Origin of the sequence: Hoeflea sp. AS16 (assembly GCF_038900095.1) — a bacterium.
Classification (GTDB): domain Bacteria; phylum Pseudomonadota; class Alphaproteobacteria; order Rhizobiales; family Rhizobiaceae; genus Hoeflea.
This window is the reverse complement of record NZ_JBBMQQ010000001.1, coordinates 148,108-165,166: the sequence shown is the minus strand read 5'-3', so window position 1 is coordinate 165,166 and position 17,059 is coordinate 148,108. Positions and strand designations below refer to the sequence as shown.

The window sequence follows — 17,059 nt, the reverse complement described above, 5'->3', positions numbered from 1 at the left end:
TTAGCAAAAGGAATGCAGCTTGAACGCGAAGGCCATCGGAGGAAAGGCAGTGTACGGCGCATCGGTCGGCATCCTGATGCTGGACGCCCGGTTCCCGCGCATCCCCGGCGATGTCGGCAATGCCACCACCTGGCCGTTCCCGGTGCTTTACCGCGTGGTCCGGAAAGCCACCCCTGACCTTGTCGTCCGGCAGGGTGCGGCAGGAACCCTCGACGCATTCATAGAGGCAGGCCGCGATCTGGTCCGCGACGGAGCCGACGGCATCACCACCAATTGCGGCTTCCTGTCCCTGTTCCAGCAGCAACTCTCCGAAGCATTGCAGGTTCCTGTGGCAACGTCGTCGCTGATGCAGGTCGAACTGGTCAATCGCCTGCTCCCGCCCGGCAAGAGAGCCGGCATTCTGACCATTTCCGCCTCGACCCTGACACCGCGCCATCTTGAAGCCGCAGGTGTGCCGGCCAACACCCCGGTCGGCTCCACCGAGGGCGGGCGCGAGTTCACCCGGGCAATCCTCGGTAACGAGCTTGAACTCGATGTCGACCTGGCCCGGCAGGACAACATCGAAGCAGCGCTGGAATTGTGTGCCCGGCATCCTGACATCGGCGCCATTGTTCTCGAATGCACCAACATGGTGCCCTATGCTGCCGACATAAGGGCTGCCACCGGCGTGCCGGTGTTTACCATCGAGAGCTTCATCAGCTGGTTCCAGGCAGGACTGGTGCCCCGCCGCTACTGACCCGGCGGTTGCCCGCGCCAAGCCTCCGGACCATCGATCTCCAACGCGTGCGAAGCGCATGAACGCCGGGCCGATTCCCTTGTTGGCGCATGGCCTGAAGACCGAAGTGATTCTCCTCTACAGGCAGGTAAAAACCCCGGTTTTGACTCGGCCACCTTCACGACAAGGCAAAAGCAGGCAAATCAATAGCCATGGACACTGGTATTAACCGCGCAGACGGGATTGAAACCTCGCCCGGAGAACCTGCGGCGGCCTCACCCCCGGCCACCCGATTGCAGGCCACAAGGCCATATAATGGGGCCATTCAGGGCGTTTACACCCTCGACAGGGGCGAAAACCAGGCGTCCGTTTTGGCTGCCAACCCGTAAGCACATCCAAAATATTGCATGAATATACAATAGTCTAATGGCATCGACCCGCCGGTCATGTTTCTTTGGAGACTGCTATTCGCGTAGCTATGGTGGCAAGGCTGGGAGGCCTTGCGCATTCCACTCCAGGGAGGATTTTATGTCAAAATTCCAATTGAATCGTCGTACGCTGATCAAGTCTGGTGCCGCAGTCGGTGCCGGCCTTGCGCTGCCGACGATCTTTACCAGTTCCGCTCGTGCGTATTTGAACGAGCCCAAGGGCGGCACTGTCACACTCGGCTTCAACGTTCCTCAGACCGGTCCTTATGCGGACGAAGGTCTTGACGAGCTTCGCGCCCAGGAACTGGCTGTCCAGCACCTCAACGGTGAAGGCGACGGCGGCATGCTCAACACCTTCTCGTCGAAGGCTCTGAAGGGCAACGGCATTCTGGGCAAGAAGGTCCAGTTCGTTTCCGGCGACACCCAGACCAAGTCTGACGCAGCTCGCGCATCGGCCAAGTCGATGATCGAAAAAGACGGCGCCATCATGATCAACGGTGGCTCGTCCTCGGGCGTGGCCGTGGCTGTTCAGGGTCTCTGCCAGGAAGCCGGCGTCATCTTCATGGCCGGTCTGACACACTCCAACGACACCACCGGCAAGGACCGCAAGGCGAACGGTTTCCGGCACTTCTTCAACGCCTACATGTCGGGTGCTGCACTCGCACCGGTGCTGGCGAAGGCCTACGGCACCGATCGCCGTGCCTATCACCTGACCGCCGACTACACCTGGGGCTGGACACAGCAGGAATCGATTGCGACCGCGACCGAAGCCATGGGCTGGGAAACCGTCAACAACGTGCTCACGCCGCTGGCTTCGACCGACTTCTCGTCCTACATCGCCCCGGTTCTCAACTCCGGCGCCGATGTGCTGATCCTGAACCACTACGGCGGCAACATGGTCAACTCGCTGACCAACGCTGTGCAGTTCGGCCTGCGCGACAAGATGGTCAACGGCAAACAGTTCGAAATCATCGTTCCGCTCTATTCCGAACTGATGGCGGCTGGTGCCGGTGCAAACGTGCGCGGCGTGTATGGCTCGATGAACTGGAACTGGCAGCTGCAGGACGAAGGCTCCAAGGCCTTCGTGAAGTCCTTCGGCGAAAAGTACGGCCGTCCGCCTTCAAACTCGGCCCACACCTGCTACGTCCAGACCCTGCTTTATGCAGACGCCTGTGAACGGGCCGGCACTTTCGATCCTTGCGGTGTTGTCGAAGCCCTTGAAGGCTTTGAATTCGACGGCATGGGCAATGGTCCGACACTGTACCGTGCCGATGACCACCAGTGCTTCAAGGATGTGCTGGTCATGAAGGGCGCCGACAATCCGACCAACGAGTACGACACGCTGGAAATCGTCGAAGTGACCCCGCGTGCACAGGTCGAATACGCTCCGGATCATCCGATGTTTGCCGGTGGCGAGCTCGGCAAGTGCAATTCGGGCGCCTAAGCCACACCACAAGTCTGCCGCGCCGCCTTCCGGTGGCGCGGCTTTCTACTTGAATTGGGACTAGAGCCGGCGTGCGCCCTGCACGCGGTTTTATCGATGCGGGCTTCACTATGGACGCAATCATTCTCCAGGTTCTGAACGGTCTCGACAAAGGCAGCGCCTATGCCCTGATCGCGCTCGGACTGACACTCATTTTCGGCACACTGGGCGTGGTCAACTTCGCCCACGGCGCCTTGTTCATGCTCGGCTCCTTCTGTGCCGTCACGCTTCAGAAAATCCTGTCGCTTTCCTTCACGGTTGAAGATCCGAGCCAGAAGGACTTTCTGGGCAATCCCCTGAAGGTCGACACGCCCTACATCGTCAGCTGGTTTGGCGATGCGACCGGCAATGCCATTCTCAACTGGTCCGTCCCGCTGGCCATCCTGTTTGCCATACCCGTCATGCTTCTGGTCGGCTATGTGATGGAACGTGGCCTGATCAAGCATTTCTACAAACGCCCACATGCTGATCAGATCCTCGTCACTTTCGGCCTGGCCATCGTCATCCAGGAAATCGTCAAGTATTTCTACGGCGCCAACCCCATCCCGACACCCGCACCGGACGCCTTCCGCGGGTCGGTCGATTTCGGCGTGCTCATCGGCTTCGCCCAGAACGAGATTATCTATCCCTACTGGCGGCTGGTGTACTTCCTGTTCTCGGCACTCATCATCAGCGCGGTCTTCGCCTTCCTCCGCTTCACAACCTTCGGCATGGTGGTCCGGGCCGGTATGGCCGACCGCGAGACCGTCGGTCTGCTCGGCATCAACATCGACAAGCGCTTCACCATCATGTTCGGCATCGCCGCCGCTGTGGCAGGCCTCGCCGGGGTCATGTACGCGCCGATCAATTCGCCCAACTACCACATGGGCATGGACTTCCTCGTGCTGTCCTTCGTCGTGGTTGTTGTCGGCGGCATGGGCTCCCTGCCCGGCGCTGTCCTGGCCGGCTTCCTGCTCGGCATTCTCGAGAGCTTTGCCTCGATGAATGAAGTCAAGTCGCTGATCCCCGGGATCGACCAAATCATCATCTATCTTGTTGCAATCATCATCCTTTTGACCCGCCCACGCGGTCTTATGGGTCGCAAAGGCGTGATGGAGGAATAATCCATGCTGGGTCTGAGTAAGAAAGACACTACCTTTCTCCTAATCGTCATGTTCCTGACATTGGCGACGCCGATTCTGCTGCAGCCCTTTCCCGAGGCCTCGGCACTGGCGCAGTTCAATGCCGGATATCCGGACCTGATGCAGCGGTTTGCCATCTTCGGCATCTTCGCGATTGGCTTCAACATCCTCTTCGGCCTGACCGGCTACCTTTCCTTTGGTCACGCAGCCTTCCTCGGCGTCGGCTCCTACTCTGTCGTCTGGATGTACAAGCTTCTGAGCTACAACGTCCTGCCGGGTCTCATTCTGGCGGTGATCGTGTCGGGACTGTTCGCGCTGCTGATCGGCTACATCTCTCTTCGCCGGTCGGGCATCTACTTCTCGATTCTGACGCTGGCCTTTGCACAGATGTCGTTCAACCTGGCCTATTCGGTGCTTACTCCGCTGACCAATGGCGAGACCGGCCTGCAGGTCTACACCGATGACCCGCAGGTGCTGATGGACGCAGCAAGCCCTACCTCCCCGCATTTCTTCGGCATTGTCATGAACGACGTGTCGAAACTCGAAGTCGGCGGCTGGCAGTTCACCTTCTCCAACGGCTACTATTTCTGCGCCATCATCGCCATCGTGGTGTTCTACCTGTCCATGCGGATCTTCCGCTCGCCCTTCGGCATCATGCTGCGTGCGATCAAGACCAACCAGACCCGCATGAACTACACCGGCCTCAACCCGCGGCCCTACACGCTCGCAGCCTTCGTCATTTCAGGCATGTATGCCGGTCTCGCCGGTGGATTGCTTGCCGCGATGGATCCGCTTGCAGGCGCCGAGCGCATGCAGTGGACGGCATCGGGTGAAGTGGTGCTGATGACCATTCTCGGTGGCGCAGGCACCCTGATGGGACCGGTCCTGGGTGCAGGCTTCATCAAGTATTTCGAGAACATCTTCTCGAAGATCAACGACAACATCCTGCATGCCTGGTTCTCGGCCCTTCCCGACGGGTTGGAAGATGCAATCGTCTTCCTTCTGCATCCCTTCATCGGCAAGGGCTGGCACCTGACCCTGGGCCTGCTGTTCATGCTGGTCGTCATATTCCTGCCCGGAGGCCTGATTGAAGGCGGAACCCGGATCTGGAATGCCGCCAGCGGCAAGAACCGGAAAAAGAAGCAGGACCATGCCGACCACCACCCGAAGCCATCGGCCCACGTAAACTGATCTGCGGAGATATCGGATATGGGAATTCTTGAAGTCTCTAACGTCAACAAGCGGTTCGGCGGCCTGCAGGCACTCGGCGATGTCAATCTCGACATTGCCGCTGGCACGGTCCATGCCATCATCGGACCGAACGGGGCTGGCAAGTCGACCTTGCTCAACGTTCTGGTCGGCAAGCTGATCCCCGACACCGGGACAGTGATGTTCAACGGCACCTCGGTGCTTGGCCGCAAACCCTACGAGATCAACCAGCTGGGCATTTCCCGGGTCTTCCAGACGCCGGAAATCTTCAGCGATCTCACGGTGTTCGAAAACATGCTGATCCCCTGCTTTGCCAAGCGGGATGGCGCTTTCCGGCTGCACGCACTTGAATCGATCGCTGCGGAAAAGCAGTTGATCGAGAAGGCCGAGCATATGCTGAGCGAGGTCAACATGGCCGACAAGCGGCACATGATTGCAAGCTCGCTGTCACGCGGCGACAAGCGGCGTCTGGAAATGGCGATGTGCCTTGTCCAGGAGCCCAAGCTGCTGCTGCTCGACGAACCGACAGCCGGCATGGCGCGTGCCGACACCAACAACACCATCGACCTGCTCAACGAGATCCATGAGAAGCGCGACATCACCATGGTGATCATCGAGCACGACATGCATGTGGTCTTTTCGCTGGCCAAGCGCATCACCGTGCTGGCACAGGGCACACCGCTGGTCGAGGATACGCCTGAGAACATCAAGGGCCATCCGAAAGTCAAAGAAGCCTACCTGGGAGAGGCCGCAGCATGAGCCAGATCCAACCCGAAACCGGCGCTCAGCCGACAGATCAACCGGATTTTTCGAAGAACGCCAACCAGGCGGCAACCGCGCCGGCCTTTCTCTCCGTCCACGACATCCACGCCTATTACGGAGAGAGCTACATCGTTCAGGGCGTCAGCTTCAACGTCCATGAGGGCGAGATCCTGGCGTTGCTCGGCCGCAACGGCGCGGGCAAGACCTCGACGCTGCGTGCCATCGCGCAGATCGGCTCGCCTGCCATGACCCATGGCGAAGTCTGGCTCGATCACCAGCCGCTGCACCTGATGGCATCGCACGAAGCATCCCGCGCCGGGCTGTCGCTGGTCCCCGAAGACCGCCGCATCATCGCCGGCCTGACGGTCGAGGAAAACATCGAACTGGCCCAGATCGCACCGCCCATCGGCTGGTCGATTGAGCGGATCTATGAGCTGTTCCCGCGTCTGGGCGAACGCCGCAAACAGGAGGGCATAACCCTTTCCGGTGGCGAACAGCAGATGCTGGCAATTGGCCGGGCTCTCGCCCGCGACATCAAGGTACTGCTTCTTGATGAGCCTTACGAAGGCCTCGCACCTGTCATCGTCGACGAGATCGAAAAGACGCTCAACATCATCAAGCAGCAGGGCATCACCACGATCCTCGTCGAACAGAATGCCGTCCGCGCGCTCAAGCTCGCCGATCGCGCAGTCATACTTGAATCCGGAGAAGTCGTTTTCGATGGAACAGCCAAGGAAGTGCTCGAAAATGAGCAACTGCGCCATGATTACCTGGCCATCTAGGCACACACGCGATCAGGTTTGACTACCAACTTTCCGGCAGGGTTTGCGCCTGCCGGAAAGTCTTATGCTTTTCAAAGCAGCTTGCCGATTTCCTCAGCCGTCAGAACCTTGCCGACAGAGACCAGCTTTTCGTCGATGACGAGGCCCGGGGTGGACATCACGCCGTATCCGGCAATCTCGGCGAAATCCGTGACCTTGACAATTTCTGCCTGCTTGCCAGCGGCTTTCGCCGCTGCCTTGGCATTTTCGCCCAGTGCCACACATTTCTTGCAGCCCGAACCGAGGATCTTGATGATCATGGAAGCATTCCTTTCATACGAACCAGTCGGAGATGGTGTTGAAGGTCAGTCCGATACCGAGGATTCCGACGGTCACCACGGTTAGGAAAAGCACCAGGAGCGGCATCTTGACCACGCGCTTGAGCATGATGATGGAAGGCAGCGACAGCGCCGTGACGGCCATCATGAAGGCCAGGACCGTGCCGAGCCCGACGCCCTTGCCGACGAGCGCCTCGGCGATCGGCAGCGTACCGAAGATATCCGCATACATCGGTATCCCGACCAGCGTCGCCACCGGCACAGACCACCAGTTGTCCTGCCCCAGAAGCATGGTGATGATCTCGCCCGGCACCCAGTTGTGGATGGCCGCACCGATGCCGACACCGATCAGGACATAGGGCCACACGCGCTGAACGATCTCGGCCACCTGTTCACGGGCAAAGCCCAGCCGCTCGCTCCGGGTCATGTCCTGGTCTCCATCCTGGACAGGAACACCGTGCACGAACTCTGCCACCTGATCTTCCATCCCTGCCCTGCCGATCAGCGTGCCGCCGACAACAGCCACCACAAGGCCGACGACCACATAAGCCAGTGCGATCGGCCAGCTGAAGATGGATGCCAGCAGGATGACCGAAGCGAGGTCCACAAGCGGCGATGAAATCAGGAACGAGAAGGTGATCGCCAGCGGCAGCCCGGCAGCGGTGAAACCAATGAAGATCGGGATCGACGAGCACGAACAGAACGGCGTAATCGTGCCCAGAAGCGCTGCAAGCGTGTTCGCCCATATTCCGGACCGACCGCCGAGGATGCGCCGGGTGCGCTCGGGCGGAAAGAAGCTCTGGACATAGGAAATGGCGAAGATCAGCACCGAAAGCAGGATGAAGATCTTGATCACGTCATAGACAAAAAACTGCACCGACCCGCCAAGCCTGGAGGCAGGATCGAGCCCCACGGCAGACACACCGGCAGTGACCAGGTCCGACAGCCATTGCATGCGCAGAAGCTGGTCGTTCAACCAGACGAAGATGTTCATGCGTCAGTTCCTTGATCAGGATCGCATCGGGAAGCCGCGGCAAAACCCACGGCATCACGAATCTCGGCCCATTTGCGCATGAGTGGGCGCAATAGCCATTGATACTGATCAAACGAAGCAGGATTGTCTGGACGCAGAGAGTTGGTCGATCTCTGCGCGCATGGTCTCCACAGGAGCAAACCCTACAGGTTGATCATCCCGATGCTGGTGCCGCCGCAGACATAAAGCGTCTGCCCGGTCACGAAGCTGCTGGCGGGATCGCAGAAAAACAGAAATGCATTGCTGACATCATCGACGGATCCAAGCCGGCCAACCGGGATCTTGGCGGCCAGCTCGGATTCGCGCTCGCTGCCTTTCGGGATGATGCCCCAGAAATTGTCGGTCTGGACCGGTCCCGGCGCAACAACATTGACGGTGATGCCGTGCGGCGCCAGTTCCAGCGCCCATGTCCTCGCCATGCCGATCATGCCGGCCTTGGTGGCGGAATAGGCCGTCCGGGTCGGCACGCCCAGTGCCGCGCGGGAGCCATTGAACATCACCCGGCCGAATTTCCTGGCCTTCATCGCCGGCAGGAAGCTCTGCAGCAATGTCAGCGCCGACCCCAGGTGGAGTTGCGCCAGCCCGGTAATGTCCTCGGGCTTTGCCTCTTCCACGAGGTTCGGCCAGATCAGGCCGGCATTGTGGACGAAATGCGTCACCTCGTGCGCGGCCGCAATCTGCCGCGCTGCCTGGCTGACCGCATCCGCATCAAGCAGGTCGCACGAAACACTGATCATCCGCTCATGCGCCTGCTCGGGCGCATTGCGCGACAGGTTGATCACCGTGTAACCGCGTTCGATCAGCTTGCCTGCCAGATCCGCGCCAATCCCCTTGGAAGCGCCGGTGATGACGGCTGTGTACTCGCTCATGCTTTCTCTCCCGAACCTGTCTTGCCCGGCACGAGTGCCAGCACCCTCAGCGGGCTGCCGGTCCCGCCCTTGATCTTCAGCGGCGGCGCAATCAGCATCGCACCGGTTGGCGGCAGGCGGTCGAGGTTGGAAAGGCACTGCAACCCGTATTTGCCTGCGCCGTGGAGAAGGTAATGCGCCGGATAGGGGGGCGTGTAATGAGCCCCCTGCCCCGCATCGGTGCCGACTGTCTCTGTGCCGAAGCCGCGGATATCGCGGGCAAGCAGCAACTCGATCGCGGCCGGCGTCGGTCCCGGCGAATGCGGGCCGTCATCGGCCATGTTGAGATATTCGGCACCGCGCCGTTTCGACCAGTCGGTCCGCATCAGCACCCAGGCACCAGCTGGAATTGTGCCATGCTCGGCCTCCCATGCCTCGATGATCTCGGGCGTCAGCTCGAAATCATCATTGGCCGAAGCACCTTTGGAACAGTCGATCACCACCACAGGCCCGACAAAGACCGAGGGATCGATTTCGTCGACAGCGCCATTGGCGACATCACGACCCGAGACCCAATGGATCGGCGCATCGAAATGTGTGCCGGTGTGCTCATTCATCGAAATGTTGTGCCATTTCCACGCCGGGCCGCGGCCATCATAGGCAGAGACTTCTTCCATCCGGAACCGGGCGCACTGGCCGAATTCCGGCGGCAGCACGATCACCGGAAAGTCCGGATCCAGCGTATGGGTGAGGTCGACAACCTCGACAGATCCGTCCCCCAGTGCAGCGGCGAGAGTGTTGAGTGGAGATGTCATTGGCCGCCTCCGGCGAGTTCACGTTCCAGCACTTTTGGATCGCGCCGCCAGCGCTCTTCGAGATCCTTGGCGACATCGCCGCAGAACACATCCTCAAGCCCTTCGCACAGGCCTTCGACAACGGATTTGGCAAGCGCTTTCGGCGGCACCTTTGGCGGTGGCAGCGGCTGATGCCATTCATCATCTGTCGGACCGGTGAAGACATTGATCATCCTCAGGCCCGAGGCCCGGAATTCGGCCCTGAGTGTCTGGCTGATCGACAGCGCGGCAGCCTGGCTGGCGGAAAACGCGCCATATTGCGGATCCGCCGACAAGGCATGCACGGAGACGATATTGACGAAAGCCACCGCGGAATTGATCCCGTCGGCCGTGCGCGACGTCATCCCCGGACCAAAAGCCTGCGCCAGCCGCATCAGCCCAAGCGCGTTGACCTCGAATTCTTCCCGCGCAAACACCGTGTCTGCACCGAGCACGCCGCCCGGACGCACGTAGCGCGCTGTGTTGATCAGGATATCGGTCTTGCCGCCGATCTCGGCTGCAAGTTTCTTGAGCGAGGATGGATCGGAGACATCGAGCGGCATCACCGAAACACCTTCCAGCGCGGCAATTGCCGCATGATCGGAGCCACGCCGCCAGCTTTCGGATTCGCCGACAAAGATCTGCGAAACGCCGGCCTTGAGAAGCGCCTCGATCAACGGTCGCGTTGCCGGAGAGCGGATATCGGTAATCAGCACCCGCCGGTGCTTCGGATGCGCCGTCAGGCTGCGCAGTTGCGGATCGTCCTCCATGTCGGGACTCCTTTCCTTGGGCAAGGCAATCATCACGCCCTGCCCGGCTTTGTCGAGCTTGAGATCCATGCGAACCGGGTCACCCCGGCCCACATCGCCATGCAGATGGCACAACACCGTCGGCCCGGCATCAAGACGCACCAGGCCGGACCGCCACGGCAGCCGTTCACGGTAAAACGGATCGGGTGACGCATGAATCCGGGTCTCGGCGATCACAGTTCCGCCCCGGGGCGTATCACGCCAGGCCAGATCAACCGAAAGGCAGGAGCAGCACGCATCGCGTGGCGGATACTGCACCGTCCCGCACGCGTCGCAATGCTGCAGGCAAAACGCCCCGCGCGCTGCTGCAGCCGTCAGTCCAAGGGCGGCGCGCGAACGCATTTGCGGCGGCAGGGTCGGCACACGCTGTCGCAGTTGCGGGTTTTTCTTTGCCGGCGGCAGAAGCTTGTCGGTCACTGGCCTGCCCCCGTAATGATTGTCGCAGAGGTGCACAGGCCGCGGTCGTAATTGATCATTCCGAAGCCGGAGACCATGGCAGTCCGGGCCTTGGCGACCTGGGTGGGGCCCGCCTTTCCGGTTACCTGACGGATCGCTTCGACAAGTCCGAGGTAACCGCCGGCGGCTCCGGCCTGCCCGACGGAGAGCTGGCCACCCGAGGTGTTGTGCGGAAAATCCCCGCCAATCGTCAGATCGTGCTCGCGCACAAACTGCGCCCCCTCGCCCTTGGCGCAAAAGCCCAGGTCCTCGAACTGCATCATCGAGATCAACGGGTAATCATCATAGGTCTGTAAAAGATCGATGGCCTCAGGTCCGCAACCTGCCATCTCGTAAAGCTCGTCGATATCCATCACCCAGCCGCCACGCAGCTGCACCGGGTCTTCGGGAAAGGCGTTGTGCCGTTCGATCGTTCCGGCAATCCGGGCATAGGCCAGGCCGCGGCGCTCTGCCTCGTCCTCGCGCATCACCAGGAACCCTTCCGCTCCGGCACACGGCATGACGCAGTCAAACAGCCCGAACGGCTCGGAAATCGGCCGTGCTGACAGGTACTGCTCGAGCGTCAGCGGCTTTTTCATGATGGCGTCCGGATAGTGAAGCGCATTGGCGCGCTGGGCCACCGCGATGCGGCCGAAATCCTCCCGCGTCACGCCATATTCAGCCATGTAGGCGTCGGCGATCAGCGCAAAACTGGCATTCGGCCCACCAGAGCCATAGGGGTAGGACGCATCCATCGCAAAGCGCGAAAACGACGACAGAAGCTGGCGGAAACTGTCGATCCGGTTGGCGTCGCCAGCAATGCAGGCAACCACGTCAGCGTCGCCGGCCTGTACCGCCCGCGCAGCCCGCCTCAGCGCCACCACTCCGCTGGCGCCCCCCATCGGAATGCTGTCGAGCCATCGCGGGCTCAGTCCAAGATGCTGGGTCAGCCCCACAGGCGAGTCCGGAAACAGGGTGAAACTGGAAACCGAAAACCCGTCCAGCTCGCGCGGCGCAAGACCTGCCACCTCGAGCGTCTGCTTCAGGGCACGTGCGATCCACCAGTGAGCTGTTTCCTGGCTGTAACGGACATAGGGCACGGAGACAGGCGCCGTCAGCACCACCCCGTCGTAATTCTGCCGCCTCACGCTGCTGTCCGCTTCTTCATTGCGCGAGTGTCCACGGTTGCCGGGTCTTGCACAAGCCGCTCTGCCAGGTCCTTGAGTTCGCGGCGCTGGATTTTCTGTGTCGATGTCAGCGGCAAGGCGTCGACAAAGGCCACATAACCCGGCGCCTTGTAATAGGCGAGCTGCCCCAGGCACCAGCCGACAATCTCCAGGGCCAATGCCTCGCCCGGCTCTCCATCGACCTTCAGGCAGGCAAACACCTCGTCGCCGCGCACCGGATCGGCAACCGCGGCGACGGCCGCAGCCGTGACCGCGGGATGCCGCATCAGTGCCGATTCCACCTCGACCGCAGCAATGTTCTCGCCGGACCGCCGGATCACGTTCTTTTTCCGGTCGACGAAGAACATCGAGCCGTCTGCTTCCCGCCGGACAATGTCACCGGTGTGAAACCAGCCATCCTCCCAGGCTTCATCGGTAGCTTCCGCATTCTTGAAATAGCCTGCGAAGAAACCGCGGCGGGGATCATCGCCCTGCCGCCGGACCAGCAATTCGCCGGGACCGCTCTGGCTGACAGACCCGTCTGAATCGACAATCCGCACATCGAGCTCCGGCCCGGGTTTGCCAAGGCAACTCTCGCCCACCCGGCGCGGCAGCTGGTTGGCGCAGATCACGGCACCAGCACCGGTTTCCGTCATCGCCCAGGCCTCGACCAGCGGGAAACCGAAGCGTTCCTCGAAGCTTGCATGCAGTTTCGGATCGACGCCCGCGCCAAACCCGAACCGCACCGAATGATTGCGATCTGCCGTACTCTCTGGCGCACCCATCAGCATCGACGGCATGACGCCGAGATAATGCAGGCACGTCGCCCCGCTTTCACTCACGCTGCGCCACCAGCTCGACGGGTGAAACCGGTCGAGCACGGTCAGGCATCCGCCGACAGCGACCATCGCCATGAACGAATAGGCCATGGCGTTCATGTGGAAGATCGGCAGCGGCGTGATCATCCGCTCGCCATTGGTTGTAAGCGCACACAGGCCGCCGGCATCGGCATACCAGCGCCCGGCTTCGAGAAAATAGGTGTTGGTGAGAATGCAGCCCTTGGGGCTGCCGGTGGTGCCGGAGGTATAAAGCAGCGCCGCTTCCATCTCCTCGCCATCCAATGCCTGTCCGGTCTCGTCGGCTCGCAGCGCAACCGGTCCTGCCGTTCCGGGATGGGGCACGGCATCGCCCGGCGCGATCACGGGAACGGAAAGTCCTGCTTCCCTGGCGGCGGCGGCGAGGTCGTCGCACCGTGGCGCAAGCCCGACAATCAGCGACGGCTCGGAATGACCGGCCATGTAGGTCAGTTCGGAATGCCGCAGATCCGGATTGACCGGAACCACCGAGGCACCGATCCGGTTCAGCGCCAGCAGCCAGACAAAGAACTGCGGCCGGTTTTCCAGCAGGATCATCACCCGGAAACCCGGCCCGTAGCCTTTTTGTTGCAAGGCAGCGGCCAGTTGCGTGACCTGATCATGAACTTGCCGGTAGCTCATCTCGCCCGGCTCGATGCCATAAATCTCCGCCGTCTCCGCCATGACATTGAACACCGGCCGTTCCGGATAAAGCTCGGCGGAAGCGGCAAAGGCCTGCCAGATGGTTTCGCTCCCCGGCTCGATCATGGCAGCAGCTGGATGTTGCGGAAGGCCGCGTCGCAATTGAGAATGTCGACACGCTTGTTGGCAATCCGGAGCTTTCCGTCGACCAGCGCAAGTTCATGCCGCGCCGTCAATGCCAGCAGGAACTGCTCGTCCAGCCGGGTCTCGACATAATGCATGAAGGTCTTGGTCACGAAGGTACCGGCGGCCTGATCCATTTCGTCAACAAACGGACGCTGGATGACGTGATGACACCGGCTCTTGGGCTTTTGCGAGAATGTCCGCGCACCGTTGAGGCGCTCGACCCGCAGTTTCAGCATGAACAGGTCTTCATACATCAGCGAGGTAACATTGAGCGGATCTGTCTGGTTGTAATCAAGCGGCATCCAGTAGTGACCGTCCTTGAGCCAGAGGGCGAGCCATTCATCATAGCGCCCCTCGTCAAGCATCCGCACCTCTTCATAGATAAAGTCGATCAGCTGGTCCTTGGAAACACTCATTCTGCGGCCTCCCGCTCATCATCCATGTCGCAGGTCATGAACTTGACCCAGGCATTGAACTGGTTGCGCATCTGCCGTTCGGTGGTACCGTTCTCGACCTTTTCCTGGGTGAAGTCCTCACCCTCCTCGTAAAGCCGCTGGATATTGACCCACTCCAGCCCGTCGGACTGCAGCCCCTCCTGCGCGCGCTCATACATTTCCAGATCGTCATGCCCGACGATTGATGTCGGCGCATTGATCATCCGGTTGTACATCGCAGTGCGCGCCGTCAGCTGCTCCGGCCCGTCGACCAGCCGGTAGATATAGCTTTCCACCAGCGTCTTGTCGGCCGCCAGGGGAATGAACACCCGCAGCTGCTGGATCGGCCCTTTGATCATGATATTGGGGAAATACACCGTGTTGTGGCGGTTCTCGTTGAGGATCGCCTTGGCTTTCTCCTCGCCGTAAGCCTCGACCAACTTGTCCATGTATCCGGGAATTTCCGAGTAGTTGGAGTGGATCGAGTGATGCACACCGGTATGGCCATGGCCGTTGGGCCAGGTCCGGATGCCCATGTTCTCGAAGAATTCATAGGGCGACATGAACGGGGCAATGATTTCCATCGCGGCAGGCAACGGCGTGCCTTCCGGCATGTCGAGTTCTTCCCACAGCTTGACCGCGGTTCCAGCCGAACTTTCATGCGCCACCATCGGATGGCAGGTGTCGGTCTGGTTCTCGACCAGCATTTTCCAGTTGCAGTGATGCATGTACCTGAGCGGCGGCCCGGCAACCTCGAGCTTGCCTGCCGGCGAACGGTCGACCATGTTGTCGATCGAGGAAAGAGACTCCCCGAAATACTCCTCGAAGGAGATTCCGGTCTCGGCCAGCCGGCAGAAGATGAAGCCGCGATAGTTTTTCACATCGCCAACGGCCCGCATGCCCTTGCTGTTGTCGCTGTTCTGGAAACCGGTGTTTTCGTAGCCCTTTTTCAGCGGGATCGCCAGCAGACAACCATCGGTCTTGAAGGACCAGGCATGATAGGGGCAACGGAAGAACTTGCCGGTGTTGCCGGCCCGGTCGATGACGATCTTGGTTCCCTTGTGCGGGCAGCGATTGTGCAGCACATGCACCTCGCCGTCGCTGTGGCGAACCTGGATCACCGGCTGATCGCCAACCTGGGTTGAGAAATAGTCGCCCTTGTTCGGCGTCTGGCTTTCATGACCGACAAACACCCACGCATTGGCGAACAGGTGCTTCATCTCGAGCCGGTAGATTTCCTGATCGATGTAGACATCGCGATGAACTTCATTGCCGCGAAACAGTGCCCTGATCGCATCCGGGTTCTGTGCATATCGCCCCATTGATACCTCCCTAAAGATCGAGCACGAGACGGGCGGATTTCGCCCGGCTCACGCATATCTGCATTACCTTGCCTTCGGCCTTCTCACTGTCACTGAGCACCACATCCCGATGATCAGGCACACCATCGATGACATCCGTCCTGCAGATCCCGCAGTCGCCACGCAGGCAGTCATGCATGAGATCGACACCGCCTGCCTCGAGCACTTCGATGATGGTCTTGCCGGGCGGCACTTCAAACACTTCCCCGGTCGCGTGAATTTCAACCTCGAATGCCGCATCCCCGGACTGTTCGGCAGCGGAAGTGAACAGTTCGAAATGGATCCGTTCCGGTCCGACACCGGCGGATTCCATTGCCGATTTCACTGCCTCGATCATGCCCTTCGGTCCGCAGACATAGACATGTTCGTCCGCGCTTACGCTGGCAGCAAGGCTGGTGATGTTCAGCATCGTTTCCGGCTGGTCGTCGAAATGCAACGTCAGCTGATCGCCGAAGACACGCGCAAGATCATCGCGGTAGGCCATCGCCGCACCGGTCCGTCCGGCATAGTGAAAGCGGAACGGTGTTGCCTCGTGCTTGAGAGCGGTCGCCATGCTGATCATCGGCGTAATGCCGATGCCGCCCGCGATCAGCAGAGCCGGCTTGCCCGCAACCAGCGGAAAATCATTGCCGGGCGGCAAGCTCGCAACCGTATCGCCGGCCGCCAGTCCATGCATATGCCGGGATCCGCCGGTGCTTTGCGCCTCGAGCTGAACCGCGAAACGGTAGGTGCCGGGACCGGCATCTGTTGAAAAAGGCTCGAAATCGATCAGGGAATACGACCGCTCTCCGGCCGGCAACTGGAATTTGACATGAGCCCCCGGCGTGTAGCCTGCAAGCACGCCACCATCGGCGCGGACAAACTCGAATTCCCGAACAGTTTCTGTCAGCATGCGGGCAGAAACGACTTTCAATTTGACCGGCTCAACCAATTCCCTGTTCTCCCTTTGTCAAGAAACATGAATTTTCATATAATTCTTGTCAAGAGGTTTTTGTTGAAGATACATGTGGGGGATGCGATGAAAGCTCCCCCTGAAAGTGCGGAATCCGGATGAGCAACACAACCGACGACCCCAAGGCCCCTTTTGTCCCCAACTACCTGCTCTATCTGCTGGCCGCAGCCAGCGAGGCGGCGAGCGCACGCTTTCACAGTCACGTGCGCACCCGCGGCTTGCGCGTGCCCGAATGGCGCGTCATGGCCTGCCTGATGGACACCGACGGCTCGATGGTCACCGAACTGGCCCGTTACGCCATGATCGAGCAGTCGCGACTGACAAAGATAATCATACAGATGGATGCCCGCGGCCTCGTCACCCGCAGGAGCGATCCGAAGGACGGCCGCCGCGTCCGGGTGTTCCTCACACCCCAGGGCCGGCTGCTCGCCGATGAGCTGGTTGCGGACGCAAAAGCCCACGAGATGGAATTGCTCCGATCATTCCACGGCGGCGACGGCACCGAAATCAAGGACACGTTGCGGGCACTGATCCAGCACCTCGAATCCGACCAGCCCGGACGGATCGGCACTACTGATTCGCCGGGCAGAAACCCTGAAATCGCAGATTCGTGAAAAAGATGGATAGATGACATTGCATGTTTTTATATGATATTGCATGTTTCTGGCTGCGAGGTCAGGAGAGGAGTT

The 17,059-nt window shown here is 60.4% G+C and carries 17 protein-coding genes; 7 read left to right on the top strand and 10 right to left on the bottom strand.

Going from position 1 to position 17,059, the window contains the following annotated elements; translation table 11 throughout:
• Positions 1-19 precede the first annotated feature (19 nt).
• The 6 genes from WNY80_RS00750 (at position 20) to WNY80_RS00725 (ending at position 6,500) form a co-directional block, all read left to right on the top strand.
• A complete protein-coding gene (locus WNY80_RS00750; RefSeq protein WP_342885427.1) occupies positions 20-736 on the top strand; it encodes an aspartate/glutamate racemase family protein in 717 nt (238 codons plus the stop codon).
• A gap of 507 nt (positions 737-1,243) precedes the next feature.
• Positions 1,244-2,587, top strand: a complete 1,344-nt coding sequence (locus WNY80_RS00745; RefSeq protein WP_342885426.1) for a substrate-binding protein — start codon at positions 1,244-1,246, stop codon at positions 2,585-2,587.
• A gap of 110 nt (positions 2,588-2,697) precedes the next feature.
• On the top strand, positions 2,698-3,729 hold the full coding sequence (locus WNY80_RS00740) for a branched-chain amino acid ABC transporter permease (RefSeq protein WP_342886277.1): 1,032 nt from the start codon (positions 2,698-2,700) through the stop codon (positions 3,727-3,729).
• Positions 3,730-3,732: 3 nt separating this feature from the next.
• On the top strand, positions 3,733-4,938 hold the full coding sequence (locus WNY80_RS00735) for a branched-chain amino acid ABC transporter permease (protein ID WP_342885425.1): 1,206 nt from the start codon (positions 3,733-3,735) through the stop codon (positions 4,936-4,938).
• Positions 4,939-4,956: 18 nt separating this feature from the next.
• Positions 4,957-5,715 carry an ABC transporter ATP-binding protein gene (locus WNY80_RS00730; RefSeq protein ID WP_342885424.1) on the top strand — a complete coding sequence of 253 codons (759 nt, stop codon included), beginning with the start codon at positions 4,957-4,959 and terminating at the stop codon, positions 5,713-5,715.
• Positions 5,712-6,500, top strand: a complete 789-nt coding sequence (locus WNY80_RS00725) for an ABC transporter ATP-binding protein (protein WP_342885423.1) — start codon at positions 5,712-5,714, stop codon at positions 6,498-6,500. The genes WNY80_RS00730 and WNY80_RS00725 overlap by 4 nt, the downstream gene beginning before the upstream one ends.
• Before the next feature lie 71 nt (positions 6,501-6,571).
• Here the strand turns inward: WNY80_RS00725 and WNY80_RS00720 are convergent, their stop codons facing one another.
• The 10 genes from WNY80_RS00720 to WNY80_RS00675 all read right to left on the bottom strand — a co-directional run bounded on the left by WNY80_RS00720 (position 6,572) and on the right by WNY80_RS00675 (position 16,349).
• Entirely contained in the window at positions 6,572-6,799 is a 228-nt protein-coding gene (locus WNY80_RS00720; protein ID WP_342885422.1) for a thioredoxin family protein, read from the bottom strand.
• 13 nt (positions 6,800-6,812) lie between these two features.
• The gene (locus WNY80_RS00715; RefSeq protein ID WP_342885421.1) at positions 6,813-7,811 is read right to left on the bottom strand and encodes a permease; all 999 of its coding nucleotides are present in this window, start codon (positions 7,809-7,811) and stop codon (positions 6,813-6,815) included.
• Positions 7,812-7,993: 182 nt separating this feature from the next.
• Positions 7,994-8,719, bottom strand: a complete 726-nt coding sequence (locus WNY80_RS00710; protein WP_342885420.1) for an SDR family oxidoreductase — start codon at positions 8,717-8,719, stop codon at positions 7,994-7,996.
• The gene (locus WNY80_RS00705) at positions 8,716-9,513 is read right to left on the bottom strand and encodes a cyclase family protein (RefSeq protein WP_342885419.1); all 798 of its coding nucleotides are present in this window, start codon (positions 9,511-9,513) and stop codon (positions 8,716-8,718) included. The genes WNY80_RS00710 and WNY80_RS00705 overlap by 4 nt, the downstream gene beginning before the upstream one ends.
• Positions 9,510-10,757 (bottom strand): SDR family NAD(P)-dependent oxidoreductase, encoded by a 1,248-nt coding sequence (locus WNY80_RS00700; RefSeq protein WP_342885418.1) that lies wholly within the window; start codon positions 10,755-10,757, stop codon positions 9,510-9,512. Before WNY80_RS00700 ends, WNY80_RS00705 begins: the two co-directional genes overlap by 4 nt.
• On the bottom strand, positions 10,754-11,923 hold the full coding sequence (locus WNY80_RS00695; protein WP_342885417.1) for a thiolase family protein: 1,170 nt from the start codon (positions 11,921-11,923) through the stop codon (positions 10,754-10,756). Before WNY80_RS00695 ends, WNY80_RS00700 begins: the two co-directional genes overlap by 4 nt.
• Positions 11,920-13,563 carry an AMP-binding protein gene (locus tag WNY80_RS00690; protein WP_342885416.1) on the bottom strand — a complete coding sequence of 548 codons (1,644 nt, stop codon included), beginning with the start codon at positions 13,561-13,563 and terminating at the stop codon, positions 11,920-11,922. Before WNY80_RS00690 ends, WNY80_RS00695 begins: the two co-directional genes overlap by 4 nt.
• Positions 13,560-14,039 (bottom strand): aromatic-ring-hydroxylating dioxygenase subunit beta, encoded by a 480-nt coding sequence (locus tag WNY80_RS00685; protein WP_342885415.1) that lies wholly within the window; start codon positions 14,037-14,039, stop codon positions 13,560-13,562. Before WNY80_RS00685 ends, WNY80_RS00690 begins: the two co-directional genes overlap by 4 nt.
• On the bottom strand, positions 14,036-15,379 hold the full coding sequence (locus WNY80_RS00680; RefSeq protein ID WP_342885414.1) for an aromatic ring-hydroxylating dioxygenase subunit alpha: 1,344 nt from the start codon (positions 15,377-15,379) through the stop codon (positions 14,036-14,038). Before WNY80_RS00680 ends, WNY80_RS00685 begins: the two co-directional genes overlap by 4 nt.
• 10 nt (positions 15,380-15,389) lie before the next feature.
• Positions 15,390-16,349, bottom strand: coding sequence for a PDR/VanB family oxidoreductase (locus WNY80_RS00675; RefSeq protein ID WP_342885413.1), 960 nt, complete (start codon positions 16,347-16,349; stop codon positions 15,390-15,392).
• Positions 16,350-16,468: 119 nt separating this feature from the next.
• Between WNY80_RS00675 and WNY80_RS00670 the strand changes: the two genes are divergently transcribed.
• Positions 16,469-16,984, top strand: coding sequence for a MarR family winged helix-turn-helix transcriptional regulator (locus WNY80_RS00670; RefSeq protein WP_342885412.1), 516 nt, complete (start codon positions 16,469-16,471; stop codon positions 16,982-16,984).
• The last annotated feature ends 75 nt before the right edge of the window (positions 16,985-17,059 follow it).